Below are 26,802 nucleotides of genomic sequence, written 5' to 3'. Positions count from 1 at the left end.
TTTTATTGAGTCAGTAATTATTGTTCAGTTGTTTCTATATTGCGTGTTTTCCATAGTGATGCACTGATAGCAATCGTAATAGAAAGAATGATCACGCAAAGTGAAATCACTGTTGGAATTGCATATGGCGAACCAACAAGTAACATTTTGATACCAATGAAACTTAATATAAATGCTAATGCAACACGTAAATAGCAGAAACGCGTTAACATACCTTCTAATACGAAATATAGTGAACGTAAACCTAATAGAGCAAACACATTAGCGGTAAAGACTAGAAATGCTTCTTGTGTTACTGCAAATATTGCAGGAATTGAATCCAGTGCAAACATTACATCTGTTAATGAGATAACAGCTACTACGACTAATAATGGTGTTGCAAGCCAACCTTTGCTGTCTTTAATGAACATTTTATGATCGTGATAATCATCAGAAACTCTAAAGAAGCGTTTTACAATACGTACAGGCGCTGAGTTTGAGAAGTCTTCTTGTTCTTCTTCACCTTCGCGCCAAAGTTTAAAACCAGTGTAAAGTAAGAAAACGGCGAAGATGTATAGGATCCAGTGATAATCAGCTAATAGTTTTGCACCAACACCAATCATACCTGCACGTAGGAAGAGAGCACCAACAATACCTAACATTAGAATACGAGGACGTAGACGTTCAGGTACAGCAAATTGGCCAAAGATTAATGCAAAAACAAATAAGTTATCAACACTTAAAGATTTTTCTAATAAATAGCCAGTAATAAATGATGTTGCTGCTTGTTTATTTGTATATGTACTTTCTGGCGCCATTTGAGGCCAGTATAGGTAAATAAACCCCATAAAAACAAAGGCTAAACATACCCAAAACACGCTCCAAATAGCCGCAGTTTTGATCGAAATTTTACCACCACGTGTTTGGTATAAATCCAATGCAAGCATTAATACTGTTAATACAGCAAACCCTTCATAGCTAAAAATACTCATAGAGTTCTCTCTTTATATAAATATCTCGTGCGATAATTTATTGTTATTAATTTTATTGCTTATTTAATGCTATTTAGAAAGGATCGAATTAAATAAACTAGTAATTATAACAATGTGTTATTACACAGAATAAAATACGAAAGGTATGCGATAGGCGAGCCTAAACAAAACCTTCCGCACATTAAAAAACCCATACATTATCTTGTATAGGTTCGATTACATTTTCATGTAAACGATAATGGCATTGGTCTCGTCAAAATGGTGCTAGCAGTGGTGTCTATTGCAGACAATAATTACTGCGAGCAAATCCATTTACGGCTGCCGGAAGTTTGTGACTTCGAGATGACGACAGGCGAACAATTGTGACTACTCCCCAAACGAGGCAATTTTAGACTTGTAGCTCATAAGTTTCCAGTCGTTTTTATGGTTAATTTTACTCAATATTTAAAATGGCGTTAATTTAATGCAATTAATTTCCAATACGGTGAATAAATTATCGTTTTATTGTGATGATAAAGTCAGTATTTTAGGGCGTTAATAATAACTGGTGATATTTTACACTCGTAAGGTAGTTTGTTAAATATAGGCAATGTTATCAATTATAGAATTAACAGTATCAATAATGGGATTTTTACTTACATTTGGGGCCGACTAACAATACGTCCAATGATGTAGGATTATTGAATGATTATTTATTAGGTAGTGATGTTGCTATAAATTGTTTTACAGGAATAAGGTTAATTATTGCTAGCAACGATTTTTTGTAAATGCAGTATAATTTTATAGATATTAAGTTATTTATAAAGTATTCTTTGTAACTTTTTTGTTAAATATTTGTTTTTTATTGTTTTTTTGTACGTTGAAGTGTAAATAGAATGAGATGTTCATCACAGACTTTAATTGTGAAATGTACAATTAGAATTGATATCAACGTATAGTGATATCATTAGGTATTCCCTCATTATACCTAAATGAATTGTATGTTTCTGACTAAGGATAGCTATGGAAACAGGAGTTGATAAGATTATAGAAAAGGATGTAATTTTTGATTATACAGCATTTTTATCTAAATCATGCCAGCAACGTTTATCATTTATGGATGCTTTAACATATTTAATTCCGTTATTTGAAGCGACAGTAAAAACAATAGGTAAAAATAATTTATCTAGTGCTGAGCAGTTAGAAAAAAAAGCATTGAAAATATTATCAAGCCATACCAGTGATATTAATAATTTAATTCGATTGTCATCTTTAGCGAAACAAGAAGGTATTATGCGGCTTGTCGTTTATCTTCCATATTCGCTTGAAGAACGACAATTAATTGAATTAAAAAGTAGAATAAAGGGGACGGTTGATTTTGTTCGGGGTAATAGCGAGCAGCTATTATTTACTCTTGATTAAAGTAACTGATAAAAAGGTGATGCTTTGCATCACCTTTCTAATATATCAATATATTATGTAGTTATTAGTGTTTTTACCAAAATAGCCACGTAAATATAGTCAAAAATATAATACAAACAATATTTAAATAAAGTCCAACTCGCATCATTTCACTTTGCTTTATATAACCGGTACTAAACACAATCGCATTGGGTGGGGTGGCAACAGGGAGCATAAACGCACAAGACGCACTAATAGCAATTAAGGCTGATAATACAACAGGTGATACACCTAACGCTTCAGCTACCGTAGCAAAAACAGGGACTAATAACGCGGCACTTGCTGTATTACTGGCAAATTCAGTAAGAAAAACCACAAAAATAGCTACAGCTAGAATAGTCAGTAGTAGCCCAGCTTGATGTAGCATGTCACTGAGAGCTGTGGCAAGAAAGACACTTGTTCCTGTTACTTTAAGCACGTTACTTAAACAAATACCGCCTCCAAACAGTAATAACACCCCCCAATCTGTTGAGTTCTTAATATCTTTCCATTCAACCACTCTCGATACTGCGAGCATGATGATGGCACTTAAAGCAACTAAGGTGTCAAATTTAGCATAGCCACCTAAAAAAGCATTAATGGGTTTACTGAATACCCATAAAGCAACAGTTATTATGAAAATAACCATTGTGATTAGCTTACCGTTACTCCATTGAATAGGGGTATGCTCAAGTTCAAATTGGTGGTTTAGATCGGGTTTTAAGGTGATATACAGTAATGCGACAGTGAGTGGCAATAGAATAATAGTAACTGGAACACCAAAGGCCATCCATTCAGTAAAGCTTAAACCCACCTCAGCTGCAGCAATGGCGTTAGGTGGACTTCCAACAATTGTTGCAATGCCGCCGATACTGGCACAATAGGCCGTACCTAATAATACAAAAACATAGGTTTTATGATTACTTTTGGTATTTACTTTACTTAGTACACCGAGGACAAGCGGCAGCATCATTGCGGTTGTGGCGGTATTACTGATCCACATCGATAATACAGCGGTTACACCAAATAACATAATTACCGCCACGGACATACGCCCCTTGGCTGCGATCAGCACTTTATCCGCAATCACTTGGTCAAGTTGTTGTTTATGTAGTGCTGCAGCAAGGGCAAACCCACCTAAGAATAGGAAGATGATCGGATTTGAAAAGCTTGTTAATGCTTTAGATGTATCAAAAACACCAAACCCTACAGCGAGTAGCGGAACGAGTAGGGCTGTAATACTGACATGGAGGGCTTCAGTTAGCCACATTACAGCAACGAAGAATAATATGCTTAAACCAATCACAACATTACGTTCAAAAGGTAATGTATTGATGAGTATGAACATCATTAAACTATTGCCAATCAGAATTAAACTATTCTTATTGAATAGCCAATGTTTGAGTGTAAGAGCAAGCGTTGTCATAGGTGAATCTTCCATATGTTGAGACTATATTATTTTTATAATTAGCTTTTAGTAAGCAGGAGCGATCATACGATGGGTTGCGGTAGTATGAATGTGATAGAAGTATATTTATAAAAGGTACTTGTTGAGTATTTGTGTGTATTGTGATCTTAATGTGATTTTTAATGTGCTAGGTTGTATTTTCTGGAGGCTATATATTGCTGAAATAATGCTTTTTAGCGTTATATAATTTGGCTTAAGATAACTAGTGCTGCGCGATCTAGGTTATGCTATTATAGGCACTGCAATGGAGTGCTTATAAGCATAAATACTAGTGGATAATGAAAGAAAAAAAGATTAGCTTAACTAAAAAAATTCATAGAGAAGCGCAAGAGCATATGAAATGTGTTCGACAGCGGGTTTTTGATAATATGAATAATAGAAATAAAGTCAGTCAAATAGTTTAATAAAAGACTGATTAAAAGCCAGATACCTCATGAGTACGGGTCTGGCTTTTTTAATGTTAATTTTTAATGCTGGTGGTGGTGAAATTGTTTTTATCGCGGCAGAGGGGACGATTATTTTAATTGGAGTCTGATCAGTTATTGGTGCAAGAATATGTTCCACAGGCGCGGTAATTAATGGATCAATGATGGGTTCTTTAGGGCCTAAGAACTTAGGTTGTGCATGTAATATAAATAAATCAATCATTGCTTTTATACGAGCAAATACTTCGCGAACTCGAATTTTAAAACTAGCCATACCGCGACGAGGCTCTTTAACTGCTAGGCAGGTTGCGTTGATATTATAGTGATTAGCAATAAAGAGCGCACGCTCACAATGAAATTGCTGAGTAATAATAACAAAACGATTAGTATCAAAAACTTTTTTAGCTCGAACAACTGAGTCAAGAGTACGGAAACCTGCGTAATCTAATACTATTTCATTCTTAGACACACCCGCCTTTAATAAATCACGCTTCATTGTGCGAGGCTCATTGTACGAACGATGTGCGTTATCACCACTAACTAAAAAAACATCTACTTTATGCTTATTATATAAATCGATAGCGGCTGACATGCGGTAGGTATAATAAGGATTAAGTGTTTTAGCAATGTATTTACTGGTGCCTAAAACTAATCCAACTTTATAATCTGGTAGTTTTGAAGGGTCGTGATAAATCTGGTTTGCTGTTTGTGCAGAAACCCAACGATCAAGTAATAATAACGTGGCAACGAAGATGATAAAGAGAACTGCAGTAATGCGAATAATGTTGAGCAGCTTCATAATTATCCAATCAAAAAATATAATGCTTTCTTAATATCTTACCTTAATAGATGATGTTTTTGTTTAAAAAAGATCAAACAGAAGCGTCAATCAGGACAGTTTGTAGGTTTTGTGCACAATATCATGTATTAAACTGCTTGAAATAAACATTCGAAGTATTAATCAATACTTCGAATGTTGGTAATGGGTTAATAATAAGTTGGTATTTAGTTAAAATGAAGTGCGCTTGTAGCGGCGGTATTCTGATTGCCAGAAGTTAGCATCGATCTTTTCACGAATGCGCTCATCAGAATTTTTAGGTGCTTTGTGTTGTTCCACTGCTTTTTTAGCAACGGCAAAAGCAATCTTACGGGATACTTTTTGAATATCTTCAAGCCCTGGCAGTAATGGACCTTCACCATGAATCGCTAATGGTGAGCATTCTGCTAGTGCACGGCTACTTTCCATCAACATTTCACTGGTTACGCGGCGCGCATTAACAGCTAGAACGCCTAAACCAATCCCCGGAAAGATGTAACTATTATTACATTGAACGATTGGGTAAGTTTTGCCTTCGTAAACGACAGGATCAAACGGTGAGCCTGTTGCGACTAATGCATTACCTTCAGTCCAATGAATGAGATCAAACGGTGTTGCCTCAACACGGCTGGTTGGGTTCGATAATGGGAAAATAATTGGGCGAGGGCAATGAGCATACATTTCACGAATAACTTCTTCGCTAAATAACCCTGGAACACCTGAAACACCAATTAATACTGTTGGTTTAGCGTTGCGCATAACATCTAATAATGAAATATTGCTATCTGATAGTTCCCAATCTTCAATATTAGTGTTCTTTTGTACCAAGGCTTGTTGGAAGTTGAGTAAGTTAGGCATATTCTCAACTAATAAGCCCCAACGATCTACCATAAATACTTGGCTACGCGCTTGAGCATCAGTAATACCGCCAGCGACCATTTGGGCAATGATAGCTTCAGCAATACCACAACCAGCAGAACCTGCACCTAAGAAAGTCACACGTTGATCGGATAATTTGGTGCCAGCCGCTTTACATGCCGCTAATAATGAACCAACAGTAACCGCTGCAGTGCCTTGAATATCATCATTAAAGCAACATACCTTATCTTTATAACGTTCAAGTAATGGCATCGCATTTTTTTGAGCGAAGTCTTCAAATTGGATCAATGCTTCAGGCCAACGGTGTTTAACAGCTTGAATGAAATCATCAACAAAGCTGTCATACTCAGAACCAGTGATACGTGCGTGTCGCCAGCCCATGTACATTGGATCAGAAAGACGTTGTGGGTTATTGGTACCTACATCTAGTACAACGGGTAATGTGTAAGCAGGACTAATACCACCACAAGCGGTATAAAGTGACAGTTTACCGATAGGAATACCCATACCACCGATACCTTGATCACCTAAGCCAAGAATACGTTCGCCGTCAGTGACAACAATCACTTTTACATTTTGGCGAGATGCATTATTTAACATGTCTTCAATGCGATCACGGTTTGGGTATGAAATGAATAAACCGCGGCCACGACGGTAGATATTAGAGAAGTCTTCACAGGCAGAACCAACTGTTGGTGTATAAATGATCGGCATCATTTCTGTGATATGGTTTTCTACAAGGCGGTAGAAAAGCGTTTCATTGGTATCTTGGATATTGCGTAGGTAAATATGCTTATCCATATCGTTATCAAATTTCTGATATTGCTGGTAAGCACGTTCAGTTTGTTCTTCTATTGATTCGATAGCTTCAGGAAGAAGACCTTCTAGGTTGAAAAACATGCGCTCTTCAATAGAGAAAGCACTGCCTTTATTTAGTAATGGCGTCTCAAGGAGTATTGGGCCGGCGTAAGGAATATATAGAGGTCTTTTATTATTGTTCATACGATAAACTCTGTTGCGATTAAGCCAGAAACTGGACTGAGAATTTCTATGCTGCTAATGCTAGAACTTCATCGTTGATAATTCAAAGGGTAGAGTGATTTATTTCGAGAAAGCGGTCATGTTTCTGATGTTTATTTTATTAATAAGCAAAAATAGACCTGTTTTTTATGGCAACTAATAATTAGGGTAAAATAAAAGCCCTTGAATAAGAGCTTTTGTTTATAAAATGAGATATGCCTCAGTGTTAGTAACGCAATAGGATCATCTTGTTACTATTTTTTGTAATCCGTATTAATAATGCCAAGGGAATTTGCTGAAATCTTGATCGCGTTTTTCTAGGAAAGCATCACGGCCTTCTTGCGCTTCTGCGGTGCCATAAGCTAAACGGGTTGCTTCACCGGCGAATAATTGCTGACCAACTAAACCATCGTCTGGTAAGTTAAAGCCATATTTAAGCATACGCATTGCTGTTGGTGATTTACTGTTAATTTCTTTCGCCCAGCGTAGTGCTTCTTCTTCAAGCTCAAAGTGATCAACTACTTTGTTTACCATTCCCATGTCATAAGCTTCTTGCGCACTGTAGTTAAAACCACAGAAGAAGATTTCACGCGCACGTTTTTGACCGATCATCTTCGCTAAATATGCAGAGCCATAACCAGAATCAAATGATGCAACATCAGGATCAGTTTGTTTAAATACAGCATGCTCTTTAGAGGCAAGAGTTAAATCACAAACAACATGTAGACTATGACCACCACCAACAGCCCAACCAGGTACAACCGCGATTACTACTTTTGGCATAAAGCGAATAAGACGTTGTACTTCAAGGATATGCAAACGACCCATACGAGCAACATCAGCAGTACCTTCTTCAGCACCTTCATATTTGTAGCCATCTTTACCACGAATACGTTGATCGCCACCCGATGAGAAAGACCACTGTCCTTTATGAGAAGGGCCGTTACCGGTAATTAATACGCAACCTACATCTGACCATTGACGAGCATGATCAAGCGCTGTGTAAAGTTCATCGACAGTTTTAGGGCGAAAGGCATTTAAGCAATCAGGACGATCAATGGCAATACGTACTGTTCCATGCGCTTTAGCACGATGGTAAGTGATGTCTTCAAAGTTAAAGCCTGGAACGGCTTCCCATAATTCAGGGTTAAAAATGGTTTTGCTAGTCATACGGCACAGCCTCCATAAGTTGATGCTGTAAGGCTAGGGAGTTACAGCAAAAAGTCAATTATTGTAGCGGTAAACTGCCATATTTACTGAAAATTAGTGTTGATTGTTTATGGAATCAACAACTATCAAGGCTAGTCAATGACAACATCGCTGAATATTGTCACAATAACCACGTCAGAATCAGTAATAGATTGAATTATGTACGCTTCATTGCCTATTGATAGTATTAAGTCCGATTTTTTAGTTGCATTATCTCAACAACACATTGTGGTAGAGGCTGAAACCGGATCAGGGAAATCAACCCGTTTACCCTTGTGGGCTGCCGAATTAGGCCGAGTATTAGTGGTTGAACCGCGACGAGTGGCTTGTACATCATTAGCCGAATATTTAACAACTGATGTTGCCAATCCCCAGCAGATATCCGTTGGCTATGCGATCCGTTTTGAACAACATTTTGATGCAGATACTCAAGTGATCTTTGCGACACCGGGGGTTGCATTACGTTGGTTAAGTGATAATCAGTTAGCTTTGTTTGATACGGTGATCATTGATGAATTTCATGAACGGCGTTGGGATACTGATTTACTGCTCGCTCTTTTAAAACAGCGTCAAAGTCATCGTTTAGTTGCTACTTCGGCGACCATGGATAGTCAACGGTTAGTTGAGTATTTAGCGGCGACGCATTTGCATGCAACAGGACGTAATTTCATGGTGGATGTATCTCATCATGCTACTGATACTCAAACCATGCCCAGCAATGAGCATTTGGAACAACGGATCGTTAAGTTAACCAGTCAATATTATGCTGATCATCAAGATATCTTAGTATTTTTACCTGGTAGAAAAGAAATAACGGCTGCTACGCAAGCATTGAGTCGTTATTTTGCTGCTGCCATTGCCGCCGATGAAATAGATGTGATCCCGCTACATGCTTCTGTTACCGATGATGAACGTCAACGGGCATTAACCGCAAGCAATAAGCAACGTATTATTTTAGCGACCAATGTTGCTGAAACATCACTGACGATTCCGGGTGTTACGCTCATTGTTGATTCAGGGTTAGAGCGCCGTACCCACCAGCGTAATGGTCGTACTGTATTAGCATTACATGCCATTTCAAAAGCAAGTGCTGAGCAACGTAAAGGTCGCGCAGGTCGAGTTAAAGATGGTGTTTGTCTGCGTTTATACGGCAAAGCTGCACCACTTGAGCGATTAACGCCCGCAGAATTACAACGTGAAGAGTTAGTTGAACCCTATTTAGCCGCGTTGTGCTGCGAGGCTAAATTTTCACAATTAGCGTTTATTGATCCTTTGCCAGAAAAAACGTTAACGAGTGCGTTTCAAACATTACAAACGATGAAAGCGGTAACGGATGATGAAGTGGTGACCGATTATGGGCGACGTTTGTATCAATTACCGATTGATAGTTTATTTGCCCATTTGATTACTGCAATGCCTGATCGCCGTCATCAAGAAGCTATGGTTGACTTAGCTGCTGCATTATCGATTCCGCAAAAACTGTGGCAGCCTCCTAAGTCAGAACAAGATCAACAGGCGTTATTTTTATGGTTAGGGCAACAATATTGTGATGCGACAGCGTTAATTAAAATTGTAAGGGCAGATGTTGTACCCGAATGGCTAACCGTTGATGACAATATGCGTACAGAAGCACGACTATTGGCAGCAAAAATGCGAGAAGTACTGCAATTACCTCAACTTGAGGCTACTAGTGCTTTTCGTCGTCAACCGTGGATAGATGCTGTTATTACCGCAGTGCCTGAACTTGTTTATGTGCGTCGAGAGCGGCGACGACAAGCTTTAGGTAATGGTTTTAATGAAGTGACACTTAGTCGTGATACTTTATTTGCAATAGAACATGATCAAATGGCAGAGGCTGCGGTGGTATTTGACCAATTTGCTTTACCGGGTAAGGGTGTTAAACAAAATCTAGTCTTAGCCACATGTATCTCACCTGTGACGTTGTCACAAATAGTAGCGCTTGATCTCGGTGAAAATCAATACGGACAAACCATTGAAACCAGTGCAGGCCATTTTCAAACGGCAATTGAACGAATTTATGCTGGGCGGGTGATTGATACCCAATGGCAAGATGTTAGCGGTGCAGCAGCCAGTACTGCTATTGTCGATTTGATTTTAGCTAACGAAGTTTTAGCAGGATTAGCGGCACGCTTAACGACAGATATACACCAATGGAATTTGTACCTTGGATTAGGACGTTATCAAGCTGATATTTGTCAGCGCAAACCTGAAATTGTTGAGGTGACTGAATGGTTATCACAACAGATTGTAGATATTGGAATTGAAACAATTGATGATATTGCTTTGTTCAGTGCCGACGATTTTGTATTCAATGGTATTCCTGAATGGGAACGCGAAGAGTTTGACAATCAATATCCACACAGTGTGAATTTAAATGATTTTGAGCTCCGTATTGAGTATCAGATTAGCCGAAAAACCGTGATTGCGCATTATCTTCATGGAAATCGTAAACAAGATCCTAAGCGATGGGAGTTACCACGTTGGCAAGGATGGCGAATTAAATATAAGAAAGCGAGTCGAACTATTGATATTCATTGATAGGGCGAGATAAATCAGCATAAAAACAACCACGGTAGCAAATGTCTACCGTGGTAGTGTTTTGATTGATCATAAGAGAAGTAAGATGTTATATGGAAAGCATGCAGAAATTATGAGGCTAATTTACCCGCATTGAGCTTGGCGCGAATATACTCAGAGTGATCTAAATAGATCAAATCAGACACCTGTCTGATCACCGCTTCTTCTAAAGGATCTATTACGCCATCAGCATAGGCAACTTGCCACATTGCTTCAATTAATTGATAACGTTGTGGTTGTGATAATTCGCGTAGTTTATTAGTAAATTCATATAAAGAAATAGATTGCTGGCTTTGCTGTTGTGCTTGGCTCAGTAATACCGTTGCTTGTTCTTCTGTGGTATCAAGTAATTTAATCAGTAGCTGCACTTTTGCTTGTTCTTCACGCGGGTCACGATCATGATCGGCATTCGCCACTTCACATAACAATGACGCCATCGCTAAATTAAGTGTGGGTGTATCTACTGCGCCAGCGCTGGCACTTTCATTCATAACTTGTCTAAACAAAGTTCGTAATGTTGAAAACATTGTAGCCCTTATTCTGATGATAATTACGTATAACTAATACCTAAGTTTATATCGATATACGATAAAAATAAAAGCCACTAAAAATACGTTTGCAGTTTTATCTGTTATATCCATTTTCGACGATAAAATAATGCGAGTTGCAGAATCAATACGCCAACTAATAATCCACAGAAGATTGAAAATGACAAATGATCTTCTGCGCCGGGAATACCGTCAAGGTTAACCCCAAATAAACCAGTTAAAAATCCTAGCGGCAAGAATACCGTGGTAATAAGTGAGAGGAAGTATAGTCGTTGGTTTAATGCTTCTGATTGCAGACTCATTAACTCTTCTTGGGTTACATTAGCACGTTCGCGAATAGCATTAAGATCATCAAGCGCATGACTGATTTTTTCATCTACTTCATGAATTTTTTGACGTTCCGCCAGAGATAGTAGTGGTGTCTCTATGGTTATTAATTTTGCTAATGCATCACGTTGAGGTGTCATTGAATGACGTAACTTTACTGTTTCACGACGTAATACAGCGATATTATTACGTAAGTTCATATCGCTATCCGTCATGACTTGCTCTTCAAGCTCGGTCAATTGTTCATCAATGGTATCAATCACCGTCATTTTATGACTTACCAAATGATCACATAAGCTTAAAATAAAGTTACCAATCGTTGTGGGGCCAAAGCCACCTTCAATATGATCGGCTATACGTGAAATAGCGACAATAGGCTGGTTTGACGTGGTAACAATCAAGTTTTTAGTAAAATAGCCACGAATAGAAACCATACTGTCTGACGGTTTATTTTGGGTGTTTTTATCAATATCGATACCACGTAATGCTAAGAAGAACCCATCTTTGGTTTGGTTTAATCGTGGCCGTTCACGATCATTGGTCAGGGAGTCCTTTTCGATATCAGGTAGCTGACTTTGTTGAATCCATTGTTGTGCTTGTGGTTGGGTATAGTCGAGATGCAGCCAAAGTAGACCATCAGTGGATTGCCAGTTATTAATTTTATCAAGGGTCAGTGCGGGTTTGGAATGATCGCCATTAAGTCGATAACAGTAAGCAAAACAATTTGGCATGGAGGGTCCCTTTTAGAGCACTAAGTACTTAAGTCTTATTTATTTTATGACTATAAGCTTAACCGATATAAGTCATCGATAGAAAATAAAATATTTGATGATTATTGATTGAGCTGTTGATGCTTAAGATTCACTCTGAAACCGTGATCTGAATTGACGTGGGCTAAAAGAACTCCAGCTTTTAAAACGGGTACTAAAATTAGTTGGGTTTGGATAACCACAAAAGTCACTAATATGTTGAATTGGCCAGGAAGTGGTGGTTAATAAGCCGGCGGCATGTTCCATACGTAAGTGCGTTAAACGTGCCATAGGGGCTTGGCTATAATATTGCTGACATAAACGGTGTAAATGTGGTTCAGAACATGGATACAGTGCAGCTAGATCTTTTACTTGCCATGGGTGGTGTAATTGCTGTTTAGCATGCTGAAATACACGCTCTAAACGTTGCAATGCTAATGGTGAATGAGGCGAAGTGCGGTTAGCAACAATTAAGCATAGTTGTTCAGTGATATTTGCCGAAAGTTGATCCGCAAGGGGATAGCTCAAACACAGTGCTTGTTGAAGACAACCGATAGTTTGAAATAATAATGTTCCTGATTGGGTTGGATAATAAGTTATCTCATGAGGTAAGCGCCGATCCCAATAACTTTGCTGTTCTAACATTACCCACGCCATATCCCAAATAAGCTCAGGATTCTCGTTGGAATTGATATCAAATCCATTCTCATTGCCTGGTGGTACATAAATAACATGGTCAGGCTGTAAATCCCATTGTTTGGCTGGAGTGTTAAGTATTCCGCGACCTTTAATGGTAAATAGCAACATATGCATATCAGGATTGCGGCGATAAATAGTAAAAGCCTCCTTACCATAATTAGTGCCACATTGAATGATGTGTTTTTGTTCCAAGGCCAAAGATTGAACCTGATCAATAATAATTGATTGGCATCGAGGTGAAATATTTAAATGTTCAAACCACGCCATTATTAGCCCTTATTTAATTAAAGTTGATAGTTTGGCAAACGTTTTTGATTGCTTAGAATAACCGTAATTTAACAACTCTAGGTATGATCGTTGTCACAAGGTAAAACAGTTAATGAGTATGTAACTATGACGACATGGCGCACATCAGCAGATAGAAATTTTTGGAAAAAGACATGGCGGTTAGCATTACCGGTTTCAATGCAGTCAATGTTGTTCGCATTACTGGGGTTAGTCGATGTGCTGATGGTGTCAAAACTGGGCGAATCACCAGTGGCAGCAGTAGGTATTGGTAATCGTATCTTCTTTTTTAACTTATTGCTGGTGGTCGGTGTCAGTGGTGCCGTTGGAGTATTAGCTGCTCAATATTTTGGCGCTGGCAGAATGGACGGTGTGCGTCGCACCTTATTGCAATCTTGGGTGTGTGCGATTGTTTTTACGTTACCTTTTGCGATTATCTATCGTTTATTTCCACAACAAATTGTTAGTGTTATTAGCGATCAGGCTGATTTTGTTGTACATGCTAAAGACTATTTGTACGTTTGTGGTTGGAGCATCATTTTTACTGCGATTGTCGTGCCTTTAGAGGCGGCTTTACGTGCTGTTGGTGAAGCAAAAATGCCAACCTATGTCGGTTTAGTGGCTGTGCTATTAAACGCGACGTTAAATGCGCTATTTATTTTTGGCCTATATGGTTTCCCTGAAATGGGGGTTGCTGGCGCTGCATTGGGAACAACGATTTCACGCGGTATTCAAACAGTAATTTTATTAGCTGTGACTTATTACCGACATCGTGAAATTCTGCCGTTAGCGATTGATATCGAAACAGCAAAAACACCTCAAGCGCGTAAACGTTATTTAACCATTGCATTACCAATGATCATTCATGATGCAGGTTGGGCGATGGGCGTGTTAGTTTACAGTATTATTTTTGCTCAGTTAGGTGTCACTGAATTAGCAATCATTAGTCTACTTGCACCGATTGAGGGCGTATTGATTTCTGCCTTTATCGGTTTTGCCGTGGCCGCTTCGACTATTTTAGGGCATGAATTAGGCGCTGAGAATTACCAGCGGGCTTGGCATCAATCATGGTTCTTTATTGGGTTGAGTGTGTCGATGGCTTTTGTGTTGGGTATTTCAATTTGGCTGGCGAGTGATACGGTAAGTCTGTGGCTTCAACGGGCAGATACACCGAACTTAGCTATGTCATTAAATGTCACCATGGTGCTTGCGCTGGGGCTATTTTTAAAAGTGTTTAATATGGTGGGTATTGGAGGGGTATTGCGTAGCGGTGGCGATATCAAATTCAGCATTTTCATTGATTTGTTCGGTCAGTGGGGTGTGGGTATTCCTTTGGCTATCTTTACCGGCATTTTTCTGGGGTGGCCTTTACATTGGGTGTTAACCGCTATTTTAGCTGAGGAAGTAGTGAAAGTTGCACTGACGACTTATCGTATTCGAGGTCGTAAGTGGCTAGCTAATTTGATTAATGATACTGACCAAGTATTAGTATCGGTGTAATTGTTTGTAAATATACGTTTATAAATAAAATTTTGCCCATTTGAATGCCAACAAATGGGCTTTTTTTATGGCTGATTAGGTCGTTATGAGTAATTGTCTTTTAAGCAGATCTCACACCGTTTCATTTGTGATAGAATTAACAAAATTTCGAATCGCCAAGTTATACCGATAGTATTATTGTATTTGAATGGTCGGTATCATTAGTCATTGAAAAGACAGGAATTACATTGAGTCAGTCGAATCAAACTCAAGCAGACGTGTTAAATAATGAAAAAACATTAAAGTCTGCGATTAAAGATTGCATGATGCGCGATCGTTTTCGTCTACACAAACGTGTACAAGGCGCATCAAGAATTAAAAATGAAAAATCTAAGCATGCAGTATTTGATGAAATTGCGTTAGATATTGCTAAATCAATGCAGACGGTAGAATTACGTCGAAATCATCGTCCCAAAATTATTTATCCTGCTCAACTGCCTGTTAGTCAGAAAAAAGATGACATTGCAGAAGCGATTAAACATAACCAAGTGGTTATCGTTGCAGGTGAAACTGGTTCAGGTAAAACGACCCAGTTACCTAAAATATGTTTAGAGCTTGGTCGTGGTACTCACGGTATGATTGGCCATACCCAGCCTCGTCGTTTAGCTGCACGTTCTGTTGCAACACGTATTGCCGAGGAAATGGAGTGTGAACTGGGTTCACATGTCGGTTATAAAGTACGATTTAATGATCAAGTTTCTGAGCGCAGCCACGTTAAGTTAATGACTGACGGTATTTTGCTGGCTGAAATTCAGCACGACCGTTTTTTAAGTCAATATGACACCATTATTATCGATGAAGCGCACGAACGTAGTCTTAATATCGACTTTATCATGGGTTACTTACGCGAATTATTGCCTAAGCGCCCAGATTTAAAAGTCATTATTACCTCGGCCACTATCGATCCTGAGCGTTTTTCAAAGCACTTTAATAATGCACCTATTATTGAAGTATCAGGCCGTACCTTCCCTGTGGAAGTGCGTTACCGCCCAGTAGTTGAAGATGGCGATGATACAGATCGCGATCAACTCGATGCTATTTTTGATGCGGTTGATGAACTGTGCGATGAAGGCATGGGCGATATTCTGATCTTCATGAACGGTGAGCGTGAAATTCGTGATACTGCTGATGCATTAGAAAAGCGTAATTTACGTCATACTGAAATTCTGCCGCTGTATGCACGATTATCAGCTAATGAACAAAATAGAGTCTTCCAGTCTCACAACGGTCGTCGAATTGTGCTTTCGACTAACGTCGCGGAAACCTCGCTAACTGTACCTGGTATAAAATACGTTATCGATCCCGGTACTGCGCGTATTAGCCGTTATAGCTACCGTACCAAAGTTCAACGTCTACCGATTGAGGCAATTTCACAAGCCAGTGCTAATCAGCGTATGGGGCGTTGTGGTCGTGTGCAAGAAGGTATCTGTATTCGTTTATATTCTGAGGATGATTTCTTATCACGCCCAGAATTTACTGATCCAGAAATTCTTCGTACTAACTTAGCGTCAGTTATTTTGCAAATGACTGCGATTGGTTTGGGTGATATTCAAGCCTTCCCATTTGTTGAAGCGCCTGATAATCGCAATATTCAAGATGGTATTCGTCTACTTGAAGAATTAGGGGCAATTAACCCTACTGCAACCGATCCACGTAAGCGTTTATCAAATCTTGGTCGTCAGTTAGCACGTTTGCCTATCGATCCGCGTTTAGCTCGTATGGTACTAGAAGCACCTAAAACAGGTTCATTACGTGAAGTGATGATCATTGCTTGTGCGCTATCCATTCAAGATCCACGTGAGCGTCCATCAGATAAAAAACAACAGTCAGATGAAAAGCATCGTCGTTTTTACGATAAAGATTCTGACTTTGTCACGTTTGTGAATTTATGGGATTACATTCAAGAACAGCAGAAAGAATTATCTAATAACCATTTCCGTCGTTTGTGTAAGAAAGAATACTTAAACTATTTACGTATTCGTGAATGGCAAGATATCTATTACCAAGTTAACCAAGTAGTCAAAGAGCTTGAGTTAAAAATGAACGGTAATGAAGCTAGCTATGACGGTATTCATATCGCACTGTTGAGTGGTTTGCTATCTCATATCGGTATGAAAGATCAAGAGAAGAACGAATATCAAGGTGCGCGTAATGCTCGCTTTAATATCTTCCCCGGATCTGGCATTTTCAAGAAACAGCCAAAGTGGGTAATGGTGGCTGAACTGGTTGAAACCTCGCGTTTATGGGGCCGGATTGGTGCCAAAATCCAGCCTGAATGGGTAGAGCCATTAGCCGAGCATTTGATCAAGCGCAGTTACAGTGAACCGCATTGGGAGAAAAAATCAGCCGCAGTGCATGCGTTTGAGAAAGTCACTCTTTACGGTATTCCTGTTGTTGGTAAGCGTAAAGTTAACTACGGCAATATTGATCCCGCGTTATCACGTGAAATATTTATTCGTTCAGCATTAGTTGAAGGGGATTGGGAAACCAAGCATAAGTTCTATCAACAAAACCGTAAGCTATTACGTGAAGTGGAAGAGCTTGAGCATAAATCTCGTCGTCGCGATATTTTGATTGATGATGATGAGCTGTTTAATTTCTACGATCAACGTATTGATTTACAAGTTACCTCTGGACGTCATTTTGATAGCTGGTGGAAAAAAGCCTCAAAAGAAAACCCAGAGCTGCTTAACTTTGAACGTGAAATGCTTTTCCGTGGTGATGCCAGCCATGTAACGGATCTTGATTATCCTAATTTCTGGCACCAAGGAAACTTGAAGCTTAAATTAAGCTATCAGTTTGAGCCGGGTGAAGATAACGATGGTGTGACAGTACATGTGCCGCTGGCGATTTTAAACCAAGTGAAACCAGATGGCTTTGATTGGCAAATTCCAGGTTTACGTCAGGAATTAGTGATTGCATTAATTAAATCATTACCTAAACCGTTACGCCGTAACTTTGTGCCTGCACCTAATTATGCAGATGCATTTCTTGCGCGTGTTAAGCCAATGGAAATGCCATTACTTGATGCTCTTGAGAAAGAGTTAAAGCGAATGAGTGGCGTTACCTTAGTGCGCGAAGATTGGAATTTAGATCAGATCCCTGATCACCTTAAAATTACCTATCGTGCCGTTGATCATCGCAATCGTAAACTGCGTGAAAGCAAAGATATCTATGGCTTAAAAGAAAACTTGAAAGAAAAGGTACAAGAGACCTTATCACAAGTGGCTGATGATGATATTGAGCAAGAAGGTTTAAAAACATGGAGCTTTGGTGCATTACCTGAGCGTTACCAACAAAAACGTGGTGGGTTTGAAGTTAAAGCGTTCCCTGCGTTAACAGATAACAAAGACTCTGTTGGTATTAAACTGTTTGAAACCGAAGAAGAACAACACAACGCTATGCAAGCAGGTCAACGTCGTTTGATTTTATTAAACGTACCATCACCGATTAAATACTTGCATGCAAACCTACCGAATAAATCGAAGCTAGGTTTGTATTTTAACCCATACGGTCGTGTGCTTGATTTGATTGATGACTGCATTGCGTGTGGTATTGATAAGCTTATCGAACAAAAAGGTGGTTTAGCGTGGCAGCCTGAAACCTTTGAAGCATTGAAAGAATATGTTCGTGCAGAGCTTGGTGATACTGTAGTTGAGATTGCTAAGCAAGTGGAAGCCATTCTAACAACGGCATTTAATATTTCTAAGCGTTTAAAAGGCCGTATTGATTTACGTATGGCGTTTGCAATGTCAGATATTAAAGCACAAATTGAAAGTTTAATATTTAAAGGCTTTGCGACTGAATGTGGTTGGAAGCGTTTACCTGATATTTTACGTTACATGCGTGCCATTGAACGTCGTATGGAAAAACTGCCTATTGATCCTAATAAAGATCGGGTTCATATTCTAAAAATTGAATCAGTGGTTAATGACTACAACGAGTTGTTAAACAAGATCCCTAAAGGTCAACCTGTACCTGATAAAGTCAAAGAAATTCGCTGGATGATAGAAGAACTGCGTGTAAGTTTCTTTGCTCAACAGTTAGGTACACCTTATCCGATTTCTGATAAGCGGGTTCGTAATGCGATTAATGAGTGCTAGTCACTTATAGTTTAGCCGCAATATAAACCTTATAAATGAAAAGGCCGATGCGATAACCGCATCGGCCTTTTGTTTTTGGGGGAACATGTCAAATTAGTGCGTTTGTGTGGTAATTTTAGTCTTTACTGATGTTGATGCTTTAGTTGCTTTTTTCTCAAAGCGAGAGATCCACAAGTAAGCTAATCCTGCAAATACAGCGGTCATAAACACGTTGATAAAGAATGCCTTAACAAGATCGACACCAGGAGGGAAAGCAGAAGCTGTCATACTTACCATAAAGATAACAATCAATACTGACACCATTCCCATACCAAATAGGCGCGAGCCCATACGGAACTCACGTGGGGTATCATCATGCTTAAGACGGAACACAAAATACGCCACCATGATAAAGATTGGCGGTAACATTGCAGTACCTGCGGTTAAGTTAATTGCTGTACTCATCATTTCTTGAACAGACTCAGAACCAAAACCGTTAGCAATTAGCATCACTAATACAAATCCAAACTGCCACCATGCAGCACGAACAGGTACACCATGTTCATTTAGCTGAGTTGTTTTCTCACCGTAAACACCTTCCGGAATTTCAGAGAAGTGAATTTTAACCGGTGCAGCTGTCCACATCATCATTGCACCAAACATAGCAATAAAGAGTACGACACCAACAAAACGACCGACTAATGGTGCCGAGATATCAAAGTAATGGGCCATACCGGTGAAGATCTCAACCATACCACCTGAATAGGTTAAGTCACCACGAGCCACAAATACGTTAACTAATAATGAACCAATGGCATACATGCTACCAATCAGCACTCCAGCAACAATGATCACTTTAATGAATGATTTCTGACCGCCTTTAACATCGTTCAGATAAGCCGCTGCGGTTTCTGCACCGCCAGCTGCTTGGAAAATCCAACACATAATACCCAATGTTGCCCAATTAATGGTTGGCGTCATGGCTTCAAGTGTAATGGGTTCAGCTGGCGGCGCGTCACCATTTAATGCCATTAAGGCACCGATAACATAAACCGCAAATAGGGCAAAGACACCATAAGCAACGATTTCTGAAATTTTACCTAACCACGATGCACCTTTGGTTGATATATGTGTCGCTGCGGCAAATAAAACAATTGAAATCATTGACGTTACCATTGGCGAGAACGCATATTCATAACCAAGCATGGCGTATGAAGCATAAGCAATAACGTTCGGTAACAATGAGATAAACCAAAATAGATTTACAAACCAATATAAGAATGAGCCCATGTAAGCCGCTTTTGTACCCAGCGGTTTTTTGATCCAGTCATACATACCTGATTCAGAGTTTTTATTGGCAGAGACAAATTCAGCAATAATGAAAACAAAAGGAATGAAATAAACCAATGTAGCAAAAAGAAAAATAGGTGCTGAGCTTAATCCTAATTCAATGTTGTTGTTAACGATATTACGGACATTGAATACAGCTGCAAATGTCATCGACAGTAGAGCAAACTTTCCAATTGTACCGCGCATAGATTCAGACATAATATTCTCCATGAATCAGATCGATGATAACGTAGATAGAAATAAGCTGGTTATCAAAGGATGCGAGAAATAAATTACCGACTCAAAGCACTAAAGCAATGAAGTCAGTTAACATGGAATGGATTTTAGTAAAACTTTTACTAAAATGTAGTGATGAAAACGTTTTCCTTTAACTTGATCACAGTTTGTTGTTCATTGAATGTCGACGATGTGATGTAGTTAAAATTTGTTATTTGATCGTATATATGACAGAAAAGTCACTAAAAATGACTATTATTAGGCGTGTTTCTTTATCTTTATTATTTATTTCAATATATTACAGAAGGAGGGGGGAATAATTAGCTACGGGTTATTTATAGCAAAATAGAGATATAAAAAAAGAGCGACAATTCGCTCTTTTTTAGGAAAAGATAATCAGTGTTGGTTAACGTTCCCAGTAAGCTTCTTCTAAACAGTCTTCACGTTCAGGTAAACCATGAGAAAGACGAGGAGCATGTTGAATGAGCACTTCATAGCTTACACGGTTTGAGTATTGGCAAATTTGTGAGAACGAAGAGTAAGACAAGAATTGTGCAGTGTGTTTAGCTGAATTTGGAACATTGATTTTATGGAAACGGTTAGCTGACATATCATGCAGTAGGGCAGATAAAGCGGCATCACCAGCACCATTAGTGTTTTTTATCTCCATCGGGCCACCAAGGTAAGGGGAGATGTGAGAGTAAACACGAACAGGGTTGATACAATCAGCTTTCGCCATTGGACGACTGAATTCATATTTATTAAATTCAGGAATACGACCTGGTAATAATGGCAATGTTGATTCGCGTTTTAGCTCGTCATCAGTGTAACCCGCCATGTAAAGACCAGCAGGTCCCGCAGTACACAACACCATATCAACCCATTCTAGTGCTTTATCAGCAGCCATTAATGGATCTTTTTCGCCAGTAAGGGCTTCAGCTTCTTCTTCGTTCATAGCGATACAAGTTACGTGTTCTTTGATGAATTCAATCCACCATTCACGTTTATCTTCAATCACGTATTTAGTGCCAAGCGTCAGTACCACCGGTACATTATTCTTTTTCGCAAACTCAATCGCTTTCAGTGCTGCATCTTTCATTGGGTCGGTTGGCTTACCGCGAACCAAGTAAGAAGAGAGGACTAATGCTGAGGCTTGCTTAAATGCACATTCAGGAATACTTTCAGGACGTAATTGATTCATCTGTCCTTCATTAATTGCAAATGTACGTTCACCATCTTTAGTGATCAACGTGTAGCAACGACCAATAGGACCACAAACAGGTTGTAGATAATCAAGATCAATACGGCTAGATGTATTGCAAAGGTAGCGGTAAGCGTAAGATCCAATTTTTAGATCTTTACTCATTACGCCCAGTAAGATGGATTTATCATCAGCAAGAACAGAGTAATTATGTAACGTATTACCAATGGTATCGCCAGGGTATTCATGGCTAATTAGTTTACGTTCTTTTAATTCTTGATACAGCAGTTCTGCTTTATCTTCATCAAGAACTAGAGAGTGGCCTTTACTTAGAGCATGTCTGGCTAAGAAGTCATCGTCGACGCGCGCTTCAATATCCACAATTGTTTGACCTACGCCAACAAGATGTGATTTAGCTAATGGGTTTTCTTGTTGAATTTGAACAACCAATGGATCGCGAGCATTGACGGGGAAGTAATGCTTTGACTTACGTTGACCAGGAAATTTCATGTCTAAAGGCTATAGAAATAAGGGATTTTGATTCATTCTATCATAAAAATGAGAGATAAATCTCACTTCTTTGACGTTCTTACATTGAAACTGATTCTTTTGCCGTTTTTTTAAACGACTTGTTCAAAAAGCTATGGTTAGATACTAATAAGGGAAGTTTAGTGGTGCTTTTATTGTTCAATTGGGATGTTTAACTATAAATAAATCATACACTCTTTATTGCTATAACAGGCTATGGCAAGACGTATTTATAAAAAAAAAGCCGCAAAAGCGACTTTTTGTTTAGAAACGACAAATTTAGTTTAAGCGTTTAAGCTCTTGTTGTGCACTGGCACCACCTACTGGACGGTTAACGGAAATAGAACGGCCTTTTTTCATGCCTTTTTCATAATCATCTGTCAGTGCTTTCATCGCTTCTTGAAGTTGTTTTTTAAAGGTTTCACGATCTAAATTTTCAAACTGTTTATCAATGTAGTTTGCCATACGCTGATCGTGATCATCATCGGTATTTAATACAGGCAGTTTTTCTAATGCACCTTCAAGCCAACCCGCTAAAAATGATGATACGCGGCGAGTAACTTCAGATGTACTTGTGCCTGTTCCTGCAAAGCTATTACGGAATTGACCTGTTTGCTGGTTCATTTCGCGGTAAACAATATCAAATGCAAAAGCGGCAAAAATAGCACGCTCAGCAGCACCAATAAACTCTGCTTGTTTTAAGCCTTTGTAATTAGTTAGAACGCACTCAACCCCAAAGCGACGATTAATACCACGAATGATTTTTAGAATTTGTGGGCTAATATCCGTTGGTAATAGTGTTTTTGACTTAGTTTTTCCCATCTTAATGAATTCAATATCGTCTTTTTCTAGACCATATTTGAGCATGAGGCGGTGAGCCATACGAATGGCTTGGGCTGCTTCGTTTACATTTGCTGAATTACCCAACTCAAGGCATTTTGCGATTTTCTTGAGGGCCTTTCGCTTCTGTTCTGACATTAAACATTCTCATGACTAAAAGAGGGCACATATTTTACCGCTTTATGGACTCATACTACAAGCATGTAATTGTGATAACAGTGTGAATCGGTGTTAAATTCACAATTTGGCACAAGAATGCGAAACCAAGAACTGTTATGGTGTTATTTAGAATCAGGTATTACTTCAAGCTTGGTGGCAGAGGCGGTTTTTGGTTGCTGGCATAGATAGGCATTAGCAAACATAGTCACAGAGCTAGAAAAATCTAGCGGTTGATAGAGATACACGGTATTTGCACCTAATGCTGCCGCCTTAATGCGCATTTGGTTTATTGCTCCCCATACCATGTCTTTGTCAGCATGGAACCAATAGTCATAAAAATGGCCTTCTGAGCCATATACAATACCTAAGCGCTCACAGTTTTCAATTGCTTTTGTATCATCCCAAATGACACCAACTTTGGCTGATTCTGTCGTAGGAAAAGTGACACAGCCACTTAATAACAGTGTTGAGGCTAACATTGAGCTAACCATTAGTTTTTTCATGTAAGGATCACGGACAAAATAAATGTCGCGCGAGTGTATTTAAAAAAAGATCATTAGCAAGTAAATAAAACCAATATTCAGATCGCGACAACATTAATTAATGAGTCGTTTAATATTATGCGCAACTTAGTCTCGGTATTGATGTTTTTAGCTTGTAAAAAGGGTGTTTAACCCGATGAAATTACTTATCAATTAATGATTGTTTAACGGTATTTTTAAGTGATTGCATAAATGTTTTAAAGTGAGGCATAAAATCAGCAAAAAGCGGATGTTTACGGTTCATCATCACTGGACCTAATAACCGTAAAGCAACACCGACTCTTGTTGCTTGTATTGCATCTAATTCACTGCCTTTTTTTAAATTTTCAACGATCTTAAACAGATCTTCTCTATCTTGAAATTCAAACTGTATGGTTTGGGCGATAGTTGATTGAGATTCTACTTCTTCAATGGTAATTCGATAGTTTTTTTTATTAGACATAATTGGACTCTTATTTGAAATAAAGTGAAGCGTGGTTGATAATGTCAACTATACTTAATTTTAGTTGATTTTGTCAACTATATATTTATCGACACGAAGGAAATGTAATGGCTAATAACAAAACGCTAGATAACTTATTTCAATTGGTACATGCGTTAAAACGTCAATTGCATGAACAGATTGAACAACTTGATCTCGGTGTGACGCCGATGCATGTTCGAGTGATTAAGATCATTAACAAAATGACACCCTGTACCGCTATTGATATAGCAACAATGTTAGAACGCGATAAAGCACAAATCACTCGTTTAGTTAACACATTAATAGAAAAAGAATTTATTACTAAAATAGCGAATCCAACAGACAAGCGAAGTTCGTATTTATGTGTTACCGAACGTGGTGTAAAAATTGTTGCAAAGTTGGCTGTGATTGATAATGCAATGGAAGAAAAAATAACAAAGCATATTAGCTCTGATGAGATAGCTGTCTTTCAACAGTTAGCCGATAAAATGACGGATAATCTTCGTCATAAATAACCTTGTTGTTGGGGAGCAGTCTTTGCATAATACTCAACGTACTTTAACTTACAAATAGCAGATAAATGACTTCTTCATACCATAATATTGATGTGCCTTTTGACTACCGTCATACCTGCTGGTTTTGCGGTGAACCGTATTTTGATAGTCATGCTTTTATGGCTGTCCCAAATTATGATAATCAGTCCTTGCCGATTATGCTGCCGTGTTGCCAAGAGTGTTTTGCTTTTGCTAACGCGGTAAAGGTCAGTAGCTTAGATTTATTGCGCGACAAAGTGAAACAACAACTGCATAAGAAATACCATAAGCATCTTCAAATTGGTGTTAATTGGACCAAAGAAGAACTTGAATCATCAGAAATGGATGGTAAAGCTCTAGAAGGTTTCCGTCTTAGTGGCTGGAAAATGTTTGAAATCGCCAAAGATCGGGTTAATTACGCGGGATGGGCAATTAATATTGATGGCTTGCCTTGCTATGATGTGACGACAACATTTCAATTTGAATATGATGGCATTATCTATACTAGCTTAAACCACGCTGTAACTCAGTTAGCTGCGTTGTATGCGATTCCACAGCCTTACCTTGAGCAAGTGATTGAGTTGGTGGGGCGTGAAAAAATGCCTTATGCCTTACGTTTTTGTAAAACGACTTATGGCTATTCGACAGCCGAACGTGAATCAAGCTTAGCGAGCCTACGAGCGTTACTGGCAGAAGAGCAGGCGAATGCGCAGGTGTCACACCGTGTAGTGCAAGAACGACGTAAAATCGCATTAGCTGATATTAAACAATTGATGCTGTATCGGACTATTATTGCACCTCCTGCGATTCAATGGGCATTAGAGCAGGGTATTCAAACGCTGGTCGAGTTAGCGGATCACGAAGACGTATTTTTTGAACATTTTGGTAAAGATTCAGAGTTGACAGCTTTTACTTATTTTAATGGCTTACAAATTTACTTTGAAAAACGCGAATTAGATCCATTATGGGCAGAAAATGATGACCCTAATCGAGCTTTATTTCAGTAACAGAATCCAATAAATAAGCCCGTTGATGTGTTTATCTCTTTTGAGTTAAAACAAGCTCAACGGGCTTTTTTTATTTCATTATTACTGTTTAATGACAAGGCAATAGATGCGTATGATTAATTATGTTGAGCCCATACCATTGTTCGACCTTTATCATCAAAAGCGACCACATTATAACTGTCTTTCTGATCGCCATATTCCATCCCCGGTGATCCTACAGGCATTCCACCAACAGCCAATCCTTTCATACGTGTAGGCTTACTTGCTAAAAAGCGTTTGATATCCGCAGCAGGAATATGACCTTCAAAGGTATAGCCTTCAATTTGGGCTGTATGGCAAGATGCATATTCAGGTAATACACCCAGTCTTATTTTTGTTGGCGTTAGGTTTTCTTGGTAAACGTTTTCTAACTCAAAGCCATTATCTTTCATATGTGCGACCCATTCTTTACAACAGCCACAGTAGGGAGATAAGTAATTCGTGCCTTTGATTATTGGTGATGCTGTTGGTGTAGTTTCCGCAACGGTAGTTGCTGAAACAAAAAGAGCACAAGCTAATAAAGTATGTTTGATGATCATAATAATATTCCTAAATAACGCGATGCATACCATTAAACTATGGCTGCAAATAAATGATGTAAGTAAGTGGATAAATATAGTGAAGCACTTACGCCATTGGCGGTTTTAGCAAGGGCTCATGATAATAACGAGGGGAGTGACACAAAGCACTTATGAGTATTTCGGTACTATGGAGGGATTGAAAACTAAAGTTAGAGAGCAACGCTGGCTGATGCTGTGATGAACAATCAGTATTATTACAGTCATCGTTGCAATCAGTGGTAAGAGCATTGGTCATAGTTTCTGAATTATCGCAACAACTGACCATTTTTATCTCGCTACAATGAGTTATTGGCATTGGTGTTATTGTT

The 26,802-nt window shown here is 38.8% G+C and carries 20 protein-coding genes; 6 read left to right on the top strand and 14 right to left on the bottom strand.

What is annotated here, in order from left to right; all coding sequences use genetic code 11:
• Nucleotides 1–17: 17 nt before the first annotated feature.
• Nucleotides 18–971: a TerC family protein gene (locus tag Q0V26_RS11055; RefSeq protein ID WP_297481734.1), complete on the bottom strand. Its 954-nt coding sequence runs from the start codon at nt 969–971 to the stop codon at nt 18–20.
• Between the two features lie 1,002 nt (nt 972–1,973).
• On the opposite strand from Q0V26_RS11055, the gene Q0V26_RS11050 reads away from it, so the two are divergent.
• Nucleotides 1,974–2,372, top strand: coding sequence for a hypothetical protein (locus Q0V26_RS11050; protein ID WP_297481733.1), 399 nt, complete (start codon nt 1,974–1,976; stop codon nt 2,370–2,372).
• Nucleotides 2,373–2,445: 73 nt separating this feature from the next.
• Here the strand turns inward: Q0V26_RS11050 and Q0V26_RS11045 are convergent, their stop codons facing one another.
• From Q0V26_RS11045 to Q0V26_RS11030, 4 genes are all read right to left on the bottom strand, one after another.
• Nucleotides 2,446–3,816, bottom strand: coding sequence for a DASS family sodium-coupled anion symporter (locus tag Q0V26_RS11045; RefSeq protein WP_297481732.1), 1,371 nt, complete (start codon nt 3,814–3,816; stop codon nt 2,446–2,448).
• Between the two features lie 429 nt (nt 3,817–4,245).
• A complete protein-coding gene (locus tag Q0V26_RS11040; protein WP_297481731.1) occupies nt 4,246–5,082 on the bottom strand; it encodes an ElyC/SanA/YdcF family protein in 837 nt (278 codons plus the stop codon).
• 210 nt (nt 5,083–5,292) lie between these two features.
• Nucleotides 5,293–6,981 carry an NAD-dependent malic enzyme gene (locus tag Q0V26_RS11035; RefSeq protein WP_297481730.1) on the bottom strand — a complete coding sequence of 563 codons (1,689 nt, stop codon included), beginning with the start codon at nt 6,979–6,981 and terminating at the stop codon, nt 5,293–5,295.
• Between the two features lie 291 nt (nt 6,982–7,272).
• Entirely contained in the window at nt 7,273–8,169 is an 897-nt protein-coding gene (locus Q0V26_RS11030; RefSeq protein ID WP_060998009.1) for a 1,4-dihydroxy-2-naphthoyl-CoA synthase, read from the bottom strand.
• 198 nt (nt 8,170–8,367) lie between these two features.
• Here Q0V26_RS11030 and Q0V26_RS11025 point away from each other — a divergent pair, with 198 nt between their 5' ends.
• Entirely contained in the window at nt 8,368–10,767 is a 2,400-nt protein-coding gene (locus Q0V26_RS11025) for a helicase-related protein (protein WP_297481729.1), read from the top strand.
• Nucleotides 10,768–10,877: 110 nt separating this feature from the next.
• On the opposite strand, the gene Q0V26_RS11020 is transcribed toward Q0V26_RS11025, so the two are convergent.
• From Q0V26_RS11020 to Q0V26_RS11010, 3 genes are all read right to left on the bottom strand, one after another.
• Nucleotides 10,878–11,333: a TerB family tellurite resistance protein gene (locus Q0V26_RS11020; RefSeq protein WP_080157335.1), complete on the bottom strand. Its 456-nt coding sequence runs from the start codon at nt 11,331–11,333 to the stop codon at nt 10,878–10,880.
• Nucleotides 11,334–11,437: 104 nt separating this feature from the next.
• Entirely contained in the window at nt 11,438–12,412 is a 975-nt protein-coding gene (locus Q0V26_RS11015; protein WP_297481728.1) for a zinc transporter ZntB, read from the bottom strand.
• Between the two features lie 123 nt (nt 12,413–12,535).
• Complete coding sequence (locus Q0V26_RS11010) at nt 12,536–13,396, bottom strand: AraC family transcriptional regulator (protein ID WP_297481727.1); 861 nt, start codon at nt 13,394–13,396, stop codon at nt 12,536–12,538.
• 126 nt (nt 13,397–13,522) lie between these two features.
• On the opposite strand from Q0V26_RS11010, the gene Q0V26_RS11005 reads away from it, so the two are divergent.
• Together Q0V26_RS11005 and hrpA are read left to right on the top strand one after the other, a co-directional pair.
• Entirely contained in the window at nt 13,523–14,914 is a 1,392-nt protein-coding gene (locus tag Q0V26_RS11005) for an MATE family efflux transporter (RefSeq protein WP_297481726.1), read from the top strand.
• A 302-nt stretch (nt 14,915–15,216) separates the two neighbouring features.
• Nucleotides 15,217–19,056: an ATP-dependent RNA helicase HrpA gene (hrpA, locus tag Q0V26_RS11000; RefSeq protein WP_235865913.1), complete on the top strand. Its 3,840-nt coding sequence runs from the start codon at nt 15,217–15,219 to the stop codon at nt 19,054–19,056.
• A gap of 93 nt (nt 19,057–19,149) precedes the next feature.
• Here the strand turns inward: hrpA and Q0V26_RS10995 are convergent, their stop codons facing one another.
• From Q0V26_RS10995 to Q0V26_RS10975, 5 genes are all read right to left on the bottom strand, one after another.
• Nucleotides 19,150–20,583 (bottom strand): amino acid permease, encoded by a 1,434-nt coding sequence (locus Q0V26_RS10995; RefSeq protein ID WP_297481725.1) that lies wholly within the window; start codon nt 20,581–20,583, stop codon nt 19,150–19,152.
• A gap of 424 nt (nt 20,584–21,007) precedes the next feature.
• Nucleotides 21,008–22,312 (bottom strand): inosine/guanosine kinase, encoded by a 1,305-nt coding sequence (locus Q0V26_RS10990; protein WP_107275822.1) that lies wholly within the window; start codon nt 22,310–22,312, stop codon nt 21,008–21,010.
• A 297-nt stretch (nt 22,313–22,609) separates the two neighbouring features.
• Complete coding sequence (locus Q0V26_RS10985) at nt 22,610–23,308, bottom strand: DUF2786 domain-containing protein (RefSeq protein ID WP_297481724.1); 699 nt, start codon at nt 23,306–23,308, stop codon at nt 22,610–22,612.
• A 143-nt stretch (nt 23,309–23,451) separates the two neighbouring features.
• Nucleotides 23,452–23,832 carry a DUF4156 domain-containing protein gene (locus tag Q0V26_RS10980; RefSeq protein WP_297481723.1) on the bottom strand — a complete coding sequence of 127 codons (381 nt, stop codon included), beginning with the start codon at nt 23,830–23,832 and terminating at the stop codon, nt 23,452–23,454.
• 181 nt (nt 23,833–24,013) lie between these two features.
• Entirely contained in the window at nt 24,014–24,313 is a 300-nt protein-coding gene (locus Q0V26_RS10975) for a DUF3861 domain-containing protein (RefSeq protein ID WP_297481722.1), read from the bottom strand.
• Nucleotides 24,314–24,420: 107 nt separating this feature from the next.
• On the opposite strand from Q0V26_RS10975, the gene Q0V26_RS10970 reads away from it, so the two are divergent.
• Nucleotides 24,421–24,849: a MarR family transcriptional regulator gene (locus Q0V26_RS10970; RefSeq protein WP_297481721.1), complete on the top strand. Its 429-nt coding sequence runs from the start codon at nt 24,421–24,423 to the stop codon at nt 24,847–24,849.
• Nucleotides 24,850–24,914: 65 nt separating this feature from the next.
• A complete protein-coding gene (locus Q0V26_RS10965; RefSeq protein WP_297481720.1) occupies nt 24,915–25,874 on the top strand; it encodes a hypothetical protein in 960 nt (319 codons plus the stop codon).
• Between the two features lie 116 nt (nt 25,875–25,990).
• On the opposite strand, the gene Q0V26_RS10960 is transcribed toward Q0V26_RS10965, so the two are convergent.
• Nucleotides 25,991–26,446 carry a DUF411 domain-containing protein gene (locus Q0V26_RS10960; protein WP_297481742.1) on the bottom strand — a complete coding sequence of 152 codons (456 nt, stop codon included), beginning with the start codon at nt 26,444–26,446 and terminating at the stop codon, nt 25,991–25,993.
• Nucleotides 26,447–26,802: the final 356 nt, after the last annotated feature.

It is taken from the genome of uncultured Photobacterium sp., assembly GCF_947039875.1.
Taxonomy (GTDB): Bacteria; Pseudomonadota; Gammaproteobacteria; order Enterobacterales; family Vibrionaceae; genus Photobacterium.
Note: the sequence above shows the minus strand (reverse complement) of the source record. Positions and strands in the feature narration are given on the sequence as shown.